The following is a 16,579-nucleotide window of genomic DNA, read 5'->3' on the forward strand; positions in this document are numbered from 1 at the left end:
GATACGATCCTTTCAGTTACACGCGGCGACGCTTCTTGGGGCGGCAGCCGTTGTGCGGAATGGGGGTCTTGTCCTGGATGCTCGAGACCTCGAGGCCAGCAGCCTGGAGGGAGCGGATGGCGGTCTCACGACCGGAGCCGGGGCCCTTGACGAAGACGGAAACCTTCTTCATACCGTGCTCCATGGCCTGCTTGGCAGCAGCCTCGGCAGCCATCTGGGCAGCGAACGGCGTGGACTTACGGGAGCCCTTGAAGCCCACCTGGCCAGCCGACTTCCAGGAAATGACATTGCCCTGGGGATCGGTGATCGAAACGATCGTGTTGTTGAACGTAGAACGGATGTGAGCCTGGCCCACGGAAATGTTCTTACGGTCCGCGCGCTTCAGACGGGCAGCGCGAACGTTCTTCTTAGCAGTAGCCATCTATCTAGCGCTCCTTATTTCTTCTTCTTAGCACCGATCTGACGCTTCGGGCCCTTGCGGGTACGAGCGTTAGTGTGGGTGCGCTGGCCGCGGACCGGGAGGCCCTTGCGGTGACGAAGGCCGCGGTTGCAGCCGATGTCCATAAGGCGCTTGACGTTCTGGTTGCGCTCACGGCGGAGGTCGCCCTCAACCATGATCTGGTTCTTATCGATATAATCGCGGATGGCGTTAACCTCATCCTCGGTGAGGTCCTTAACGCGCGTATCCACGTTAACGTTGCACTCGACGCAGATCTTCGTCGCAGTGGTGCGGCCGATGCCGTAAATGTAGGTCAGACCGATCTCAACGCGCTTCTCACGCGGGAGGTCGACACCATTAATACGGGCCAACGTAGTCTCCTCTCTTAACCCTGACGCTGCTTATGACGGGGGTTCTCGCAAATGACGAGGACCTTGCCATGGCGCCTAATGATTTTGCACTTATCGCACATCTTCTTGACCGAAGGACGTACCTTCATCGTTCTTCCTTTCGGTAGCGCTCAAACTACTTCCCTACTATCTACTCGCCCAGCCGCAGGCGTTTAAAACTATGGCTGGTCTTCACACACAATCCGACCGTAGGTTGAGCTAAGCCTGCAGCCGGAAATGGAGTGCGTGTATGCGTGCCGCTATTTGTAGCGATAGGTGATGCGGCCGCGGGTCAGGTCGTACGGGGAAAGCTCCACGACAACCCTGTCACCGGGGAGAATACGGATGTAATTCATTCGGATCTTGCCAGAAATGTTGCATAGAACCGAATGACCGTTCTCGAGCTCGACCTTAAACATGGCGTTGGGCAGCGGTTCCTTTACCGTACCCTCGAGCTCAATTGCGTCTTCCTTCTTCACAAGCAATCATCTTTCTCTAGAAAACGACAGCGATTGAGTATTCTACAACACGTATGCACGTATCGTAATAACTTCGTAATGGCTCCACAACTAAGTGGAACTTGTTACATTTCTCCGCCTTGGAGCGAACACCAAGCACCTTGGGCATCCGTGGTGAGAATCACCGGACCGTCATTGGTAATGGCGACGGTGTTCTCGTAGTGCGCGGCGGGCAGGTGGTCGTTGGTCGTGACGATCCAACCGTCGGAGCCCGTGCTCACATGGTTGGAACCCATCGTAACCATCGGCTCGATGGCAATGACCATGCCGGCCTGGAGGCGAACGCCCCTCCCCTTCTTTCCATAGTTAGGAACGTTGGGGTCCTCGTGCATCACGCGGCCAATGCCATGGCCAACATAGTCACGAAGAACGCCATAGCCGTGAGACTCGGCGAGAGACTGAACGGCATAACCGACGTCCCCGATATGGTTACCGGGGACAGCCTGCTCGATGGCAGCCTTAAGGCAATCGCGCGTGACCTCGCACAGGGCCTTGGCCTCGGGCGTAGGGGTGCCGACGAAAAACGTCCAAGCGTTATCGCCGACCCAACCGTCGACAACGGCTCCCGTATCGATGGAGATGATATCGCCATCGCGCAGGATCATGTCGGGGTTGGGAATACCGTGGACCACGGCATCGTTGATCGATGCGCAAATGGTTCCCGGGAACCCGCCGTAACCCTTAAAGGCCGGGGTGCCGCCATGCATGCGGATAATCTGCTCCGCGAGCTGATCGAGCTCAAAAGTCGAAACGCCGGGGCGCACCATGGCTCCAACGTGGCGGAGCGCCATCTTAGATAGCGCTCCTGCCTTCTTCATCTGCTCGATTTGCGTTGCAGACTTAATCTTGATCATAGACCGAGAGCCTCTTTGACATCCCCGTACACGGTCTCGCGAGCCTGGTCACCGTTGACCGACTTGAGCAGACCCTGGCCACGATAGTAGTCGACGAGCGGGCTCGTGGACTTCTCGTAGACGTCGAGACGGTTCTTGATGGTCTCGGGCTTGTCGTCGTCGCGCTGATACATCTCGCCGGCGCACTTGGGGCAGGTAGCATCGGCAGCGGTGCCGGTGTAACCGCAGGCGCGGCAGGTGCGACGCGAAGACAGACGATCGATGATGACCTCGGGGGCAACGTCGACCAGAAGGGCGCAGTCGATCTCGCGACCCATGGCGGAGAGCTCGGAATCGAGCGTCACAGCCTGGGCGGTGTTGCGCGGGAAGCCGTCGAGGATGAAGCCCTGCTGGGCGTCATCGGCGGCAAGGCGCTCCTTGACAAGGTCGATCACGAGCTGGTCGGGAACGAGCTCGCCAGCGTCCATGTACTTCTTAGCCTGAATACCAAGCTCGGTGCCACCCTTGACGGCAGCACGCAGCAGGTCGCCCGTGGAAATGTGAGCGACGCCAAACTCGGCGACGAGCTCCTGTGCGACGGTGCCCTTACCGGCACCCGGAGCTCCGAGCAATACGAGGTTCATGAGCAATCCTCCTCTAGCCTATTTAAAGAATCCATCGTAATCATACATCTTGATCTGGCCTTCGAGCTTATCGACCGTGTCGAGCACGACGCCGACCATGATGAGGATGGACGTTCCGCCAAAAGCCTGGATCAGATGGTTACCCGTGAAGGAGAAGATGATCGAAGGCACGATGGCGATGAGCGCCAAAAAGACAGCGCTGGGAAGCGTGATCTTGTTGAGCGCGTTCTTGATGTAGGCCGCGGTAGCCCTACCCGGACGCACGCCCGGAATAAAGCCGCCCTGCTTCTTAAGGTTGTCGGCCGTGTCATCGGGATTGAACACCATGGAGGTGTAGAAGTACGCGAAGAACACGATGAGGACAACGTTAAGCACCCAGTTGAGCCAACCGGTCGAAAGCGCGGAGGCAACTGCCTGAATCCAGCCGATGCCGGGGAAGAACACGGCAATCTGAGCCGGGAAGTACAGCAGCGCCGAAGCGAAGATGATCGGCACGACGCCCGCGGTGTTGACCTTGATGGGCAGGTAGGTGGTCTGTCCACCCATCATGCGACGGCCCACGACGCGCTTGGCGTAGGAGACCGGAATGCGGCGCTGGCCGCGCTCAAGGAAAACGATCAGCGGGATAACCAGCAGGATGATGGCGCAGATGATCACCATGGTGATGATGCCACCGGCATTGCCCTCGGTGCTGGAGAAGATAGCCTGCGGCAGACCGGCCATGATGTTCGCAAAGATGATCAGCGACATGCCATTGCCGATACCGCGCTGGGTGATGAGCTCACCAATCCACATGATCAGCATGGCGCCCGCAGTGAGCGTGCCGACGACCATGAGGTCGAAGATGATCTCGGGAGCGCCGGCGCCATTAAAGCTGATGCCGAAGCTCTTAAAGAGGAAGAGGTAACCCACGGAGTTGAGGATTGCCAGAGCCAAGGTGAGGTAACGCGAATACTGCGTAATCTTGGTCTGACCGACCTCGCCCTCGCGGGCAAGCTCATGCAGGGAAGGCACGACGGCCTGGAGCATCTGGAGGATGATCGAGCTGGTGATGTAAGGCATGATGCCCAGCGAAAACACCGACACATAGCTCAACGCGCCGCCAGAGAAAAGATTCAGGAGGGCCATAGCACCTGCGGCGACCGAATTGTTATCGGTCGAGAAAAGGCCCAGCATCCCCTGGAAGGGAATGCCGGGCACAGGAACGTGCGCACCAATGCGGTACACGACGAGCATAGCTATGGTAAAAAGAATCTTTTCGCGCAATTCTTTGATGCGGAAAGCATTCTTAAGACCATTTAGCACGGCAGCTCGACCTTTCCGCCGGCGGCCTCGATCTTGGCCTGCGCAGAAGCGCTGACCTTGTCGACCTTGACCGTGAACTTCTTGGTGAGCTCACCATTGCCGAGCACCTTGACGGGCTCGAACTCGCTCTTGGTGATGCGAGCGGCCTTAAGAGCGGCACCGTCGATCACAGCGCCGTCCTCGAACTTACGCTCGAGACGCTCAACGTTAACAGCGGTGTACTCGATACGACGGGGGTTGCGGAAGCCCGGAAGCTTGGGCAGGCGCATAGCCAGCGGAGTCTGGCCACCCTCGAAGCCGGCACCCTTGGTGCCGCCAGAGCGGGAACCCTGGCCCTTCTGGCCGCGGCCAGAAGTGGTGCCGTGACCCGAAGAATTGCCACGGCCGACGCGCTTGCGGTTCTTGGTGGAACCGGGCGCGGGAGTAAGATCGTGAAGCTGCATTTGCTACTCCTCTACAATCTCGACAAGGTGCTTGACCTTGAAGATCATGCCGCGGACGGACTCGTTGTCAGCAATCTCGCGAACCTCGCGGATCCTGTGGAGACCGAGGGCACGGACAGTACGGACCTGGTCCTGCTTGCAACCGTTGGTGCTGCGGACCTGCTTGATCTTGATGGTGTCAGCCATGCTTAGTTCTCCTTACCGACGAACATCTCGGAGACCGTCAGGCCACGGCGAGCCGCGACGTCCTCAGGGCTGGAGAGCTCCTTGAGGCCCTCGACGGCAGCCTTGATGATGTTGAGGCCGTTGTCGGTACCGAGGGACTTGGACAGGACGTTCTTGATGCCAGCAAGCTCGAAGAGGGGACGCACAGCGCCGCCGGCGATAACGCCGGTACCCTCGACAGCGGGCTTGATGATGATGCGGCCGGCACCAAAGTGGCCGAGAACCTCGTGCGGGATGGTGCCCTGCTCGGTCACCGGCACGTGGAACATGTTCTTCTTGGCATCGAGAGACGCCTTGGAGATGGCCAGGGGCACCTCAGCGGACTTGCCCATGCCAACGCCGACGTTGCCCTTGCCGTCGCCAACGACGACGAGAGCGACGAGGCTCATGCGACGACCACCCTTGACGGTCTTCGACACGCGGTTGATGTAAACGACGCGCTCCTCGAACTCGGAGGCCTCGCGCTGCTGCTTCTGATTACGAGCCATGTGCTACATACCTCCTAGAACTCGAGACCGGCGGCACGAGCACCGTCGGCGAGGGCCTTGACGCGGCCATGGTAGATACGGCCACCGCGATCGAAGGCGACCTTGGTGATGCCGGCCTCGATGGCACGCTTGCCAACGAGCTGACCGACCTTCTCCGCAGCCTCCTTGTTCGAGGTGTGGGTGCCCTTGAACTCGGCCTCGAGGGTCGAGGCAGAGACGAGCGTCAGGCTGGAGCCCTTGCTGTCGTCGATGATCTGGGCATAGATGTTGGCGTTAGTACGGGTCACGCGAAGACGCGGACGCTCGGAGGTACCCGAGACCTTGCCGCGAACACGACGCTGACGACGCTTGAGGCCTTCCAGCTTCGCCTTATGCTTGTTCATACGTAAACTCCTAAAAAGGTTGATCTTGCCAGCACCTGACGGGGTGCTGGTCTTATGCGAGTGAGTCGGTTACGACTACTTGGCGGCCTTACCCAGCTTGCGGCGGATGTGCTCGCCAACGTAGTGGATACCCTTGCCCTTGTAAGGCTCGGGAGGACGATGGCCGCGGATCTCAGCGGCGATCTGACCGACCTGCTGCTTGTTGATACCCTTGACGTTCACGTGGGTGTTGTCGGGAACCTCGAAGGTGATGCCCTCGGGAGCCTCGACGATCACGGGGTGCGAGAAGCCCAGGGAGAACTCGAGGTTCTTGCCCTTCTGCTGCACGCGGTAACCGACGCCGGCGAGCTCGAGCTTCTTCTCGAAGCCCTCGGAAACGCCAACCACCATGTTGTGGATGAGGGCGCGGGTGAGGCCGTGGCGGGCACGGGTCTCACGCTCGTCGTCGGGACGGGAAACGGTGAGGACGTTGTCCTCGACGTTGATAGCGAGCTTCTCAAAGACATCGAGCTCGAGCTGGCCCTTGGGGCCCTTGACGACAACGTTGTTGCCGTTGACTGCCACTTCGACTCCGGCGGGAATCTGGACAGGCTTATTACCGATACGAGACACGGTGATCTCCTTTCCTTCTACCTACCGAGCGAATTACCAGACGTAAGCGATGATCTCGCCGCCGACGTTGTGCTTGCGAGCATCGCGGTCGGTCATGACGCCATGGCTGGTGGAAATAATGGCGGTACCAAGGCCACCGCGGACGCGGGGCATGTCGGCAACGCCGGTGTACTTACGCAGGCCCGGCTTGGAAATGCGGCGGATGCCGTTGATGACCTTAGCCTTCTTGGGTCCATACTTAAGCGTGATGTGCAGAGTCTTCTGGGGAACGGTGTCCTCGACATCGTAGCCCTCGATGTAGCCCTCCTCGTGCAGAACACGAGCGATCTCGACGAGCTTCTTGCTGCTCGGCATGGAGACCGTGGCCTTGTTCACAGAGTTAGCGTTACGGATGCGCGTAAGCATATCTGCGATCGGGTCTGTAAGGTTCATACAGATTCTCCTTCGTTCTTGATGAACACGTGCTCTTGGTTCTTCGCCGCCCTTAACGGCAAAGCCTAACTAGCGCGTTTTCCCTGTTCCAAACGGATGCTTGAAACGCTGGTAGTGACTTACCAGCTGGCCTTCTTAACGCCGGGAAGCTCGCCCTTGAGTGCAAGCTCGCGGAAGCAGACACGGCACAGGCCGAACTTGCGGTACACAGAGTGCGGACGGCCGCAGCGCTGGCAGCGCGTGTACTCACGAGTAGAGAACTTCTGCTTGCGATTGCACTTGACGATCATCGATGTCTTAGCCACTTATATCCTCCTCACATAGAGTATTGTTCGCCCCAAGCGCCGCCCCCTTCTGGGAACGGCGCTCATAGGGCAGGTGAACCTATTTCTTGAACGGGAAACCGAAGGCATCCAGAAGGGCCTTGGCCTCCTCATCGGTATTGGCGGTGGTCACGAAAGTGATGTCCATACCACGCTGGTGATCGACGGAGTCGAAGTCGATCTCGGGGAAGATGAGCTGCTCGGTGACGCCCATGGAGAAGTTACCACGGCCGTCGAAGCTCTTGGCGGAGATGCCGCGGAAGTCGCGGATACGGGGAATCGCGACGGAGGTCAGACGATCGAAGAACTCCCACATACGGTCGCCACGCAGGGTAACCTTGCAGCCGATCGGCATACCAGCGCGCAGGCGGAAGGTAGCGATGGACTTGCGGGCACGGGTGATCATCGGCTGCTGGCCGGTGATGGCGCGCAGGTCGCGCACGGCACCGTCGATGGCCTTGGAATCGGTAGCGGCCTCGCCGACGCCCATGTTCACGACGATCTTCTCAAACTTGGGGATCATCATGACGTTCTCGTACTGGAACTTGTCCTGAAGCTGCTGCTTGACCTCGTTGTTGTACTTGGTCTTCAGACGCGGCACATACTTCTCTTCTGCCATTGTTCACTCCTTCTTGGGGTTTTAAGCACGGGGCGTGGCCACGATGGGTTGTCCTCGTGCCTCCTGGCTGCATCCGCGCCGCTCATGGCATTTCGCGGTTTGGACTCGACGCAGCAGGAGCCGACAAAACAATCGGTACTATACGCGCATCGGGAGCGTATTTCCAGAAAAACCTCGTCTGCCTGCACAACTCCACAACTCCCCCGCACAAATTGATCCCTAGGGCACGGAGGAAAACAGCAGTTGCGGTGAGATAGGGACTGTTTGATGGCTTAAAAGGCTTAAACAGTCCCTATTCCACCGCAACTCATATATGGGGCGTTATTTTTGGCGCGGGAGGACCAGGTTGAGGATCACAGCAACGAGCGCGGCGACGGCAATGGAGGATCCGCCAAAGACGGTGCCAACCCATGCGGGGAATCCAGCGCCGGCAAGCGCGCCGGCCGTGCGCTCAATGCCCGTGCCAAAGGCGATAGAGAGACCCATGAGCGTGGTATCGCGCTGAGGCAGGCCGTGGCGGGCAAACATGACCACACCGTTCATACCGATGGTCGCGAACACGCCGATCGTGGCGCCGCCGATTACCGGCTGCGGAATGGACGTGAGTACCGCCGCACACTTGGGCAGCAGGCCCGCGATGAGCAAGATGGCGGCGGCAAGCGTAAAGACCATGCGGTTGACGACCTTGTTCTCGGCGATAATGCCCACATTCTGGCCAAAGGTTGCCGTGGGGACGCCGCCCAAAAAGCCTGACAGCATACCGACCAGGCCGTTGGCGATCAGGCCACCCGAGATCTGGCTATCGGTCGCAGGGATATCGAGCGCAGCGGACGACACGGTGGCAAACTCGCCCATGACCTGCACGGCGTTGACAATGGCGACAACGCCCACGACGGCGCACGCGGCCGGGTCGAACACCAGGCGATGGGCGCCCAGAGCCGGCGGGGCGAACCAGCTGGCAGTCGCGATGGCCGAGAAATCGACCATGCCCAACACCGCAGCCAAAACAAAGCCCGCGCAGATACCGGCCAGGATGCTGCCCAGTCTAAGCGCGCCCTTGCCGTAGTTGCCGGCCATAAAGGTAACGACAAACGTCACGAGCGCGACGGCCCAGTTGGTGACACTGCCAAAATCGGCCGCGCCCTCCCCGCCCGCCATGGAGGCAACCGCCACTGGGCATAGTGACAGGCCAATGACAAAGATGACGGTGCCGAGCACCGGGGCCGGGAACAGAAAGCTCACGCGCCTAAACAGCAGGCCGAAGAGCACGACGAGCGCGCCACCGATTGCCTGGGCGCCCAGCACGGCCTCAAAGCCGAGCTCGAGACCGACCGCCTTGAGCGCCGGCACGAAGGTGAAGCTCGCGCCCATCACGATGGGCAGGCCCGAACCGACGACACCTTTTATGGGGAACTGTTGAAGGAAAATGTCGAGCGCCGAGAGGACGAGCGACGCCTGGATGACAGCGGCTTCCTCTTGAGGGGTAAAGCCACAGACCGACGCGATAATGATGGCGGGCGTGACGATACCCGCGAATGCCGCCAGCACATGCTGCAGTGCATGGGGTAATACCTGCACAAACGAAACTTTTCCCGTACGCTCGAACAGGGCATCCCCTGCTGCCGACTCTGCCATTTGCGCCTCCCATACCCTAGGCAGCGGCCCCATGCCGCTCAACGGTCGGACATTATAGGGCATATGGCACAGGTAGCATTTTGACCCGCATGCGGCAGAGGGCTGGGGCAGCTCATTTGGGATGCGACTAGCGCTTGCGGGGGACGAGTTTGGTGCGACGCAGGTGGATCATCTCGGCGGCGATGGAGATGGCGATCTCCTCGGGGTCCTCGGCCTCGATGGCGACACCAATCGGCAGGTGCAGCTCGTCGATCTGCTCCTGCGTAAAGCCCTCCTGCTCCAGGCGGGCGCGCACAAAGGCGGTCTTGCGGCGCGAGCCCAAGCAGCCCAGATAGGCGGGTTTGGCGCGCATGGCCTGAATCACCACATCGATATCGGACTTGTGACCCGCCGTGGCGACGACCACCAGGTCGCGCGGGCCGATGGGGCACTGCTTGCTCAGGCTCTTGTAGTCGACCAGACGACGGTCGTAGACACCGGGCACCCAATCGGGGGTCAGCGTGCCGGGGCGGTCGTCGCAAGCCACGACGGCAAAGCCCGCCGCCGTGAGCACCCGCGCCGTCGCAGCGCCCACGTGGCCGCAGCCAAAGATATAGGTCAGGCCCTCGGGGCAGAGCGTCTCGATGTGCGCCGTGGGAATCTCGGAGGCGGCGTTGGTGTAGGTGACCTTACTCCCCTCCTCCACCAGCGAAAGCCCGGGGCAGCCCGCAATGGTGCGGCGCGATTCCTCGCCATGGTACTCGGCCACATCGCCCTCGAGCACGCTCGCGATAAACGGCTCAAAGTCGATGACGAAGTCGCCGATGCGCCGATAGGCCAAGATGTCGGCAACCGACTGGAACAACGGCGCCTGCGATACATCCAGGCGCAGATAGCACAGGCAGATGGCTCCGCCGCAGATCATGCCGGTATCGGAGTTCTCGCCGCCCATGGTGTAGCGGACCAGACGCGACTGTCCCGCGCTCAGGAGCTCGCGCGCCTCATCCAGCGCAAAGAGCTCAATCTTGCCGCCGCCGATAGTGCCCGCCTGGCTGCCATCGGCAAAGACGGCCATCCAGGCGCCCACACCGCGCGGGGACGACCCCGCCGTACCGGCCACGACCACCAGCTCGCACGTCTCGCCAGCACGCAGGGCGGCAAGCGCCGCATTCACAACATCGAGCTTTTCCATTGCCGCCTTCTATCCTCTAAAGACATCGGTGAGCATAGCGAGTGCCTCGAGCACGCCGCCGCCGACCGACGTCGCTTTGTCCGAAATGTAGTTGATATAGCTGGCATCGCCGCGCGGGTCGACATCGGCGCATTTAAAGCCCTCAGTCACCTGCACGCCGTTCGCCAAAAGCCCGCGCAGACAGCCATCGATCTGCGTGCACATGGGCGTATCGCCCGCGTAGCCAATCACGTCTCCGGCGCTCACGATGTCGCCGATTGCGCGGTCGGACCGAAACACGCCGGCGGCGGGGCTGTGGATAACACGTTCCTTGCCATAGCCGGCGATAATGCCCGGCACGCCCGTGTTGGGCTGGGGCGAACCTTGGGTAATGACACGGCCGAGAAAATGCCCGCGCATGGTCTCGACCACGGCGTCGCAGTCAACCGGCGCGGTAAAGCCCGGCCCCACAGCGATGACGGCAGGCGCCATGTCGCGCGTGGTGCCCAAGTTGCGCTTAGCCAAAATCGCGTCGACCACAGCCGCGGGTTTCAGCTCGCCGAGCATCTTGGCCTGAGGGTCCACCACAACAGCGACGTCTCCAGCCTCGGTAATCTCAAGCGCCTCAGCCGGCGTCCGTGCCAAGCGAGCGCGAATGCCTTCGACCTCGACCTCGCCCAGGCGAATGGCCTCGCAAAAACAGATTGTGCGGCGGATGCACGTGGGAACCGCGATATCGGCCATAACGACCGAAACGCCGGCGCGCACCAAGCGAGCGGCGACGCCCGTGGCGATATCGCCGGCGCCGCGAACATAAACGAGCATTCCCGGGGCACCTCCCTGTGCTACGGTTTGAGCAGAGCAAAAGCGGTTCGGCCGCTACTCTGATGATTATTTATTATCATAGTATTATACGGCGGTGAACAGATGGAAACGGTTAGCGGCAATCTTGCCTCCGCGCTCAGGATCGAGTCGGGCATTACCGCGATTATCGGCAGTGGCGGCAAGTCGACGCTGCTGAAGACGCTGGGTCTCGAGCTCATGCGCGCTGGCGGCCGCGTGCTCCTCTGTACCACCACGCACATGTTTCCCGTCGCCGGCGTGCCATGGGACGGGTCGAGCCGTCGCCTGGACGCCGCGCCTTGGAAGCCGGGGACCCTACATGTTCCCGGCTGCACCTGCGAGGCATGCGCGGGACTTGTCCGCGGAAGCATCTGCCAGACGGGTGTTTTGGACCCGGAGACAGGCAAGCTCTCCGCCCCCGCTGAGCCGCTCGACCAGCTGGCGCAGCGCTTTGACTATGTGTTGGCCGAGGCAGATGGCAGCAAGCGACTCCCGCTCAAGGCACATGCCGCCTGGGAGCCGGTAATTCCCGCCGCAGCGACAAACGTTGTCTGGGTCGTCGGCGCCTCGGGGCTGGGCAAGCCCGTCGCCGAGGTTGTCCACCGCCCCGAGCTCTTCTGCGAGCGCTGCGGCTGCGAGCCCACCGACGCTGCCACCCCAGAGCGCGTCGCCCAGGTGCTCAATGCCGAGCTGCAGATGCTGAACCTCAACAATGCCCGTATCATGCTCAACCAAGCCGACACGCTTGCCGACCCAACAATGGCAGATCGCTTCGAGGCAGCCCTCAACCGCCCCCTCATCGCCACCAGCCTCCAGGGGTAGCAAATTTGGGACGGGGCTCTTTTTGCTACCCCGTCCCAAAAAATCATCTCCCAAATTAGCTACCCCGGCGGTCTTCCCGTTAGCGGGGCACGTAGCGGCCGGGTTGGGCTCCGGTGGGCTCGCCGTCGCGTGCCGCCAGCACGCCGTTCACAAACACGGCCTTGGCGCGGCCATGTGCCTCAAAGCCCTCGAGCGGCGTGTAGTCCACGGCCTGATGCTGCGTCGCGGCGCTGATCGTCCAACGCGCGCACGGATCCCACACGCACACGTCGGCATCGGCGCCCTCGGCAAGACAGCCCTTGCGCGGATACATGCCAAAAACGCGCGCCGGATTCTCGCTCATCAAGCGGCACAGATCCTCGGGACCCAGCTGTCCCTCAAAGCTCGTGGCAATCGCAACGGGACGATGCTCCACGCCGGGCCCGCCGTTGGGAATCGCGCGGAAATCATCGCGTCCTCGGTCCTTTTGCCCGTGCAGGTTAAAGCTGCAATGATCGGTCGCAATAGTATCGATCTCGCCAGCCACAAGCGCCTCGCGCAGCGCGGCACGGTCACCGGCATGGCGCAGCGGCGGGCTCATCACGTACTTGGCGCCCGCAAAGCCGTCCTCGCCCTGCTCCAGATAGCAGGTGTCGTCGAGCATCAGATACTGAGGGCAGGTCTCGACATAGATGTTCTTCTGCCCGTGCGCTTTGGCAGCGCGAATGGCCTCGAGCCCCAGCTTGGTCGAAAGGTGCACCACGTTGACCGGAGCGTCCCCGGCCAAGTGCGCCAGATACAGCAGGCGGCTCACGGCCTCGGCCTCACACACGTCCGGACGGCTGAGCGCATGGCCCTCGGGCCCGTGGATACCCTGCTCAAACACGCGCTTCTGCAGCGCGTTGACCAACGTGCCGTTCTCGCAATGCACGCACAGGATACCGCCCACGCGCTTGAGCTCCTCCAGCACCTCGAGCGTCTCGGCATCGTCCAGGCGCAGATGGTCGTAGGCAAAGTAGGTCTTAAACGACGACACGCCCGCCTCGCGCATGGCCGAAAGATCGGCGCGGTTGCGCTCATTCCACTCGGCAAGCGCCATATGGAAGGCATAGTTGGCGGTGCAGGTGCCGTCGGCGCGATGATGCCACTCGACCAAGGCATCGGGCATGGTCACGCCGCGATCGGCCGTCGCGTAGTCCACAATGGTCGTCGTGCCGCCGCAGGCAGCCGCGCGCGTGCCGGTCTCAAAGCTATCGGCTGTCCAATCCATGCCGGTCCAGCACTGCATGTGCGTGTGCCCATCGATAAAGCCCGGGAACACCCAGCAGCCCGCAGCATCCTCGACGGTATCGCCCTCGGCCGGCTCAATCGCCGCGGCAATCCGTACGATCTTATCGCCATCCATGGCAAGATCGGCGCGGCGAAGCCCTTGGGGCGTCACGAGTGCGCCGTTTTTGATGATGATCATAATTGCTCCTTATTGATTGATGCAGTTGGCCACGCGATCAAAATACGAGCAGGCGGCGATATGCTCCGAGACGCGGCGCTGGCCCTTGGCGGTGTCGACATCCCACAGCTCGTAGGCACGCGCCTCGACCAGCTGGACATCGGCACGGCCGCGCAGCAGCGACGATCCGCCGTCCTTTCCTTTAAGCCCCATAAGGTTGGGAAAGAAGCTCGCGGGGAACAGCACCGGAGAGGCCGGCTCGCCGTTTAGGGCAAGACGCACGGGCGCGACGCCGCCGTTGGCCTTAAAAGCACCGGCGAGCGCCTCAAAAGAATCCGAACTCACAAGTGGCTGGTCGCCCGGCAAAAAGAGGCAACCTTTCCAGTTGCGTTCGACTCCCCACGAAAGGCCCGCACGGACGCTTTCGCTGCGCAGCTCGCCATCGTGCAGCACGCACGGGCAATGCTTGTCCTCGCAAATATGGGCGACCTCGGGCCAACGCGTCGAAACCACAACATCAAAGCCCCCGGGGACCGAATCGATGGTCCGGGCAATCAGCGGCTCGCCATAGATATCGGCGAGCATCTTGTTAGAGCCAAACCGCTTGCCCTCGCCCGAAGCCATAATGACGCAACCGAGTTTCATCTCCGCAAACCTCCCCTGGCTGCCTTGGACACCATAGTTGCTATACCCACCATAGCAAGCTCACACTCCGTCGGAACAGGCACGCACTCGTTTTCCAGCGAACGCCTCTTGGCTCCCCATAGCACAAAGGAGGGCACCCCGCGACGCAGGGCACCCTCCTCAATGGTGCAGATATGCCTACTCAGCGTCGCCGGTAAACGTGGTACCGGTCTTGCCGGCAAGACCGTCACGCGCCTTCTCGAGCAGCGTGATGAGCGCCGTGCGGCCCGGCTTGCTCTCGGCAAACGTCGAGGCGGCCTGGACCTTGGGCAGCATGGAGCCGCGACCGAACTCGTTGGCCTCGGACAGACGCTTTACGTCAGCCGCGGTCAGCGTGTCGAGCCACTGCTCGTGGTCGGTGCCAAAGCCAATGGCAACCTTCTCCACGGCCGTCAGGATAATCAGGGCATCGGCATCGAGCTGCTCGGCGAGCTTCTCGGCCGCAAAGTCCTTATCGATGACGGCGGCAGCGCCCTTAAGGTGGTTGCCCTGGGCCTTGGTGACGGGAATGCCGCCACCGCCGCAGGAGATCACCACGTGGTTGGACTCGACGAGCGACTTGACGGTGTCGAGCTCGACGATGTTCACGGGCTTGGGCGAAGCCACCACGCGACGGAAGCCCTGCTTCTCGTCGTGGATGAACTGGTAGCCGCGGTCGGCCTCCAGCTCCTTGGCCTCGGCCTCGCTCATCCACGGACCGATCGGCTTGACCGGGTCGGCAAAGGCCGGGTCGTCTGCCGCAACCTCGACCTGGGTGAGCACGGTGGCGACACCCTTGTCGATATTGCGGTCGAGCATTTCCTCGCGCAGCGCATTTTGCAGGTCATAGCCAATGTAGCCCTGGCTCATGGCGCCGCAAACGGACAGCGGGCAGGGAACGTACTTCTGAGGGTTAGAGCGCGTGAGCTCGGCCATCGCGTTGGCGATCATACCCACCTGGGGACCGTTGCCATGCACGACGACAACCTCGTTGCCCTCCTCGATCAGGTCGACGATAGCCTTGGAAGTCGTCTTGACGGCCTCCATCTGCTCGGGAAGGTTGGCGCCGAGGGCGTTTCCACCCAGGGCGACAACAATACGCTTAGCCATTTCTCAGCCCAGCTTTAGGCCTGGAACCAACGGGCGGTGTTGCGCTCGTCGAGGGCCTTAAGGGTAGCGGCGGGATCGGCAACCTTCTGCAGGAACATCATGGCTGCGATGGCGTACGGCTTGTAGCTGGCCTCCTTGTACATGCCCACACGATGCATGTCAAAGACGTCGGCGTTGACCTCGCCGTGCTCGCAGGAGACACCGGAGATGTCGGCGGGCAGCGGATGCATAAAGATGGTGTCCTGGCCGTTGGCGGTCTTCTCCATGAGCTCGGTCGTGGAGCACCAATCCTGATGCGTAGCGTTCTGAGCGAGCAGCTCCTTCTCGAGCGCAGCGATGCCGGCGTCGTCGCCCTCGGCGTACAGGTTGGTACGCTTCTCCATGGCGGCAAACGGAGCCCAGCTCTTGGGGATCACGATGTCGGCGCCCTCGAAGGCCTCAGCCATGGTGTTGACCTGCTTAAAGGTGGTGCCGGACTCGGCGGCATAGCCCTTGGCACGCTCGACGACCTCGGGCATGAGGTCGTAGCCCTCGGGGTGGGCCAGGGTGACGTCCATGCCAAAGCGGGGCAGCAGGCTGATCAGCGACTGCGGGCAGGACAGCGGCTTGCCGTAAGAGGGCGAATAGGCCCAGGTGACGGCAACCTTCTTGCCCTTGAGGTTCTCAAGACCGCCAAACTCGTTGATGAGGTAGAGCATGTCGGCAGAGGACTGCGTGGGGTGATCGGAGTCGGACTGCAGGGAGATGAGCGTGGGACGGTGATCCAGAACGCCGTCCTCGTAGGCCTGCTGGACAGACTCGGAGACCTCGGCCATGTAGGCGTCGCCCTTGCCGATGTACATGTCGTCGCGGATGCCGATGACGTCGGCCATGAAGGAGATCATGGTAGCGGTCTCGCGGACGGTCTCGCCGTGAGCGATCTGGGACTTCTTCTCGTCCAGGTCCTGCAGCTCGAGGCCGAGCAGGTTGGCGGCCTTAGAGAAGGAGAAGCGCGTACGGGTGGAGTTGTCGCGGAACAGGGAGACGGCCAGGCCCGAGTCGAAGATCTTGGACGAAACGTTGTTCTCACGCAGCTCGCGCAGGGCATCGGCGACGATGTAGAGCGCCTTGAGCTCATCGGTGGTCTTATCCCAGGTGTGCAGGAAGTCGCTGCCGTACATGCCCTTAAAATCGAGGCCGTTCAGCTGCTCGACGAGCTCGGTAAACTTGGCATCCATGTAAATATCCTTTCCAAAGATGAAACGATTGCAATGAGTAGATGTGCTCCGGCATGCGCG

Annotated in this window: 23 protein-coding genes; 1 reads left to right on the plus strand and 22 read right to left on the minus strand. The window is 61.3% G+C overall.

Features of this window, described 5'->3' with window-relative positions:
• Positions 1–16: 16 nt before the first annotated feature.
• The 18 genes from rpsK to yqeB all read right to left on the minus strand — a co-directional run bounded on the left by rpsK (position 17) and on the right by yqeB (position 11,263).
• Complete coding sequence (gene rpsK / locus ACGHEN_RS07965) at positions 17–421, minus strand: 30S ribosomal protein S11 (RefSeq protein ID WP_006235274.1); 405 nt, start codon at positions 419–421, stop codon at positions 17–19.
• A gap of 14 nt (positions 422–435) precedes the next feature.
• The gene (rpsM, locus tag ACGHEN_RS07970) at positions 436–810 is read right to left on the minus strand and encodes a 30S ribosomal protein S13 (RefSeq protein WP_022094275.1); all 375 of its coding nucleotides are present in this window, start codon (positions 808–810) and stop codon (positions 436–438) included.
• A 14-nt stretch (positions 811–824) separates the two neighbouring features.
• The gene (rpmJ, locus tag ACGHEN_RS07975) at positions 825–938 is read right to left on the minus strand and encodes a 50S ribosomal protein L36 (RefSeq protein WP_006363204.1); all 114 of its coding nucleotides are present in this window, start codon (positions 936–938) and stop codon (positions 825–827) included.
• Positions 939–1,088: 150 nt separating this feature from the next.
• The gene (gene infA, locus ACGHEN_RS07980; RefSeq protein ID WP_035137443.1) at positions 1,089–1,307 is read right to left on the minus strand and encodes a translation initiation factor IF-1; all 219 of its coding nucleotides are present in this window, start codon (positions 1,305–1,307) and stop codon (positions 1,089–1,091) included.
• Positions 1,308–1,411: 104 nt separating this feature from the next.
• On the minus strand, positions 1,412–2,200 hold the full coding sequence (gene map / locus ACGHEN_RS07985) for a type I methionyl aminopeptidase (RefSeq protein WP_006235270.1): 789 nt from the start codon (positions 2,198–2,200) through the stop codon (positions 1,412–1,414).
• Positions 2,197–2,823 carry an adenylate kinase gene (locus tag ACGHEN_RS07990; protein WP_055252238.1) on the minus strand — a complete coding sequence of 209 codons (627 nt, stop codon included), beginning with the start codon at positions 2,821–2,823 and terminating at the stop codon, positions 2,197–2,199. Before ACGHEN_RS07990 ends, map begins: the two co-directional genes overlap by 4 nt.
• 18 nt (positions 2,824–2,841) lie before the next feature.
• Positions 2,842–4,128, minus strand: coding sequence for a preprotein translocase subunit SecY (gene secY, locus ACGHEN_RS07995; protein WP_089573561.1), 1,287 nt, complete (start codon positions 4,126–4,128; stop codon positions 2,842–2,844).
• A complete protein-coding gene (gene rplO, locus ACGHEN_RS08000; RefSeq protein ID WP_006235267.1) occupies positions 4,122–4,571 on the minus strand; it encodes a 50S ribosomal protein L15 in 450 nt (149 codons plus the stop codon). The genes secY and rplO overlap by 7 nt, the downstream gene beginning before the upstream one ends.
• A 3-nt stretch (positions 4,572–4,574) precedes the next feature.
• The gene (gene rpmD, locus ACGHEN_RS08005; protein ID WP_006235266.1) at positions 4,575–4,757 is read right to left on the minus strand and encodes a 50S ribosomal protein L30; all 183 of its coding nucleotides are present in this window, start codon (positions 4,755–4,757) and stop codon (positions 4,575–4,577) included.
• A gap of 2 nt (positions 4,758–4,759) precedes the next feature.
• The gene (gene rpsE, locus ACGHEN_RS08010) at positions 4,760–5,284 is read right to left on the minus strand and encodes a 30S ribosomal protein S5 (RefSeq protein WP_055252236.1); all 525 of its coding nucleotides are present in this window, start codon (positions 5,282–5,284) and stop codon (positions 4,760–4,762) included.
• A gap of 14 nt (positions 5,285–5,298) precedes the next feature.
• Positions 5,299–5,667 (minus strand): 50S ribosomal protein L18, encoded by a 369-nt coding sequence (rplR, locus tag ACGHEN_RS08015; protein WP_006235264.1) that lies wholly within the window; start codon positions 5,665–5,667, stop codon positions 5,299–5,301.
• Positions 5,668–5,742: 75 nt separating this feature from the next.
• Positions 5,743–6,279: a 50S ribosomal protein L6 gene (gene rplF / locus ACGHEN_RS08020; RefSeq protein WP_006235263.1), complete on the minus strand. Its 537-nt coding sequence runs from the start codon at positions 6,277–6,279 to the stop codon at positions 5,743–5,745.
• A 33-nt stretch (positions 6,280–6,312) separates the two neighbouring features.
• A complete protein-coding gene (rpsH, locus tag ACGHEN_RS08025; RefSeq protein ID WP_006235262.1) occupies positions 6,313–6,711 on the minus strand; it encodes a 30S ribosomal protein S8 in 399 nt (132 codons plus the stop codon).
• Positions 6,712–6,830: 119 nt separating this feature from the next.
• Positions 6,831–7,016, minus strand: coding sequence for a type Z 30S ribosomal protein S14 (locus ACGHEN_RS08030; RefSeq protein ID WP_022094280.1), 186 nt, complete (start codon positions 7,014–7,016; stop codon positions 6,831–6,833).
• A gap of 79 nt (positions 7,017–7,095) precedes the next feature.
• Entirely contained in the window at positions 7,096–7,653 is a 558-nt protein-coding gene (rplE, locus tag ACGHEN_RS08035; RefSeq protein WP_006235260.1) for a 50S ribosomal protein L5, read from the minus strand.
• A 321-nt stretch (positions 7,654–7,974) separates the two neighbouring features.
• Positions 7,975–9,288, minus strand: coding sequence for a uracil-xanthine permease family protein (locus ACGHEN_RS08040; protein ID WP_390398670.1), 1,314 nt, complete (start codon positions 9,286–9,288; stop codon positions 7,975–7,977).
• 127 nt (positions 9,289–9,415) lie between these two features.
• Positions 9,416–10,459, minus strand: coding sequence for an XdhC family protein (locus tag ACGHEN_RS08045; RefSeq protein WP_390398671.1), 1,044 nt, complete (start codon positions 10,457–10,459; stop codon positions 9,416–9,418).
• Between the two features lie 9 nt (positions 10,460–10,468).
• Positions 10,469–11,263: a selenium-dependent molybdenum cofactor biosynthesis protein YqeB gene (gene yqeB / locus ACGHEN_RS08050; RefSeq protein WP_089573559.1), complete on the minus strand. Its 795-nt coding sequence runs from the start codon at positions 11,261–11,263 to the stop codon at positions 10,469–10,471.
• 102 nt (positions 11,264–11,365) lie between these two features.
• Here yqeB and yqeC point away from each other — a divergent pair, with 102 nt between their 5' ends.
• On the plus strand, positions 11,366–12,103 hold the full coding sequence (gene yqeC / locus ACGHEN_RS08055) for a selenium cofactor biosynthesis protein YqeC (RefSeq protein ID WP_349103053.1): 738 nt from the start codon (positions 11,366–11,368) through the stop codon (positions 12,101–12,103).
• 79 nt (positions 12,104–12,182) lie between these two features.
• Here the strand turns inward: yqeC and hydA are convergent, their stop codons facing one another.
• From hydA to ygeW, 4 genes are all read right to left on the minus strand, one after another.
• Positions 12,183–13,550 carry a dihydropyrimidinase gene (gene hydA / locus ACGHEN_RS08060; protein ID WP_117758830.1) on the minus strand — a complete coding sequence of 456 codons (1,368 nt, stop codon included), beginning with the start codon at positions 13,548–13,550 and terminating at the stop codon, positions 12,183–12,185.
• A 9-nt stretch (positions 13,551–13,559) separates the two neighbouring features.
• Entirely contained in the window at positions 13,560–14,174 is a 615-nt protein-coding gene (locus ACGHEN_RS08065) for a nucleotidyltransferase family protein (RefSeq protein ID WP_117854464.1), read from the minus strand.
• Between the two features lie 177 nt (positions 14,175–14,351).
• Positions 14,352–15,302, minus strand: coding sequence for a carbamate kinase (gene arcC, locus ACGHEN_RS08070; protein ID WP_390398673.1), 951 nt, complete (start codon positions 15,300–15,302; stop codon positions 14,352–14,354).
• A 14-nt stretch (positions 15,303–15,316) separates the two neighbouring features.
• Positions 15,317–16,519, minus strand: coding sequence for a knotted carbamoyltransferase YgeW (gene ygeW / locus ACGHEN_RS08075; RefSeq protein WP_055252229.1), 1,203 nt, complete (start codon positions 16,517–16,519; stop codon positions 15,317–15,319).
• Positions 16,520–16,579 lie beyond the last annotated feature (60 nt).

Source organism: Collinsella sp. i06-0019-1H4 (genome assembly GCF_042849575.1).
GTDB lineage: Bacteria > Actinomycetota > Coriobacteriia > Coriobacteriales > Coriobacteriaceae > Collinsella.

Bases quoted from the DNA above. Each gene is read 5' to 3' on its own strand.
- rpsK (WP_006235274.1), bottom strand. From the start codon at position 421: ATGGCTACTGCTAAGAAGAACGTTCGCGCTGCCCGTCTGAAGCGCGCG.
- rpmJ (WP_006363204.1), bottom strand. From the start codon at position 938: ATGAAGGTACGTCCTTCGGTCAAGAAGATGTGCGATAAGTGCAAAATC.
- map (WP_006235270.1), bottom strand. From the start codon at position 2,200: ATGATCAAGATTAAGTCTGCAACGCAAATCGAGCAGATGAAGAAGGCA.
- ACGHEN_RS07990 (WP_055252238.1), bottom strand. From the start codon at position 2,823: ATGAACCTCGTATTGCTCGGAGCTCCGGGTGCCGGTAAGGGCACCGTC.
- rplO (WP_006235267.1), bottom strand. From the start codon at position 4,571: ATGCAGCTTCACGATCTTACTCCCGCGCCCGGTTCCACCAAGAACCGC.
- rpmD (WP_006235266.1), bottom strand. From the start codon at position 4,757: ATGGCTGACACCATCAAGATCAAGCAGGTCCGCAGCACCAACGGTTGC.
- rpsE (WP_055252236.1), bottom strand. From the start codon at position 5,284: ATGGCTCGTAATCAGAAGCAGCAGCGCGAGGCCTCCGAGTTCGAGGAG.
- rplR (WP_006235264.1), bottom strand. From the start codon at position 5,667: ATGAACAAGCATAAGGCGAAGCTGGAAGGCCTCAAGCGTCGTCAGCGT.
- rpsH (WP_006235262.1), bottom strand. From the start codon at position 6,711: ATGAACCTTACAGACCCGATCGCAGATATGCTTACGCGCATCCGTAAC.
- rplE (WP_006235260.1), bottom strand. From the start codon at position 7,653: ATGGCAGAAGAGAAGTATGTGCCGCGTCTGAAGACCAAGTACAACAAC.
- ACGHEN_RS08040 (WP_390398670.1), bottom strand. From the start codon at position 9,288: ATGGCAGAGTCGGCAGCAGGGGATGCCCTGTTCGAGCGTACGGGAAAA.
- ACGHEN_RS08045 (WP_390398671.1), bottom strand. From the start codon at position 10,459: ATGGAAAAGCTCGATGTTGTGAATGCGGCGCTTGCCGCCCTGCGTGCT.
- yqeB (WP_089573559.1), bottom strand. From the start codon at position 11,263: ATGCTCGTTTATGTTCGCGGCGCCGGCGATATCGCCACGGGCGTCGCC.
- yqeC (WP_349103053.1), top strand. From the start codon at position 11,366: ATGGAAACGGTTAGCGGCAATCTTGCCTCCGCGCTCAGGATCGAGTCG.
- hydA (WP_117758830.1), bottom strand. From the start codon at position 13,550: ATGATCATCATCAAAAACGGCGCACTCGTGACGCCCCAAGGGCTTCGC.
- ACGHEN_RS08065 (WP_117854464.1), bottom strand. From the start codon at position 14,174: ATGAAACTCGGTTGCGTCATTATGGCTTCGGGCGAGGGCAAGCGGTTT.
- arcC (WP_390398673.1), bottom strand. From the start codon at position 15,302: ATGGCTAAGCGTATTGTTGTCGCCCTGGGTGGAAACGCCCTCGGCGCC.
- ygeW (WP_055252229.1), bottom strand. From the start codon at position 16,519: ATGGATGCCAAGTTTACCGAGCTCGTCGAGCAGCTGAACGGCCTCGAT.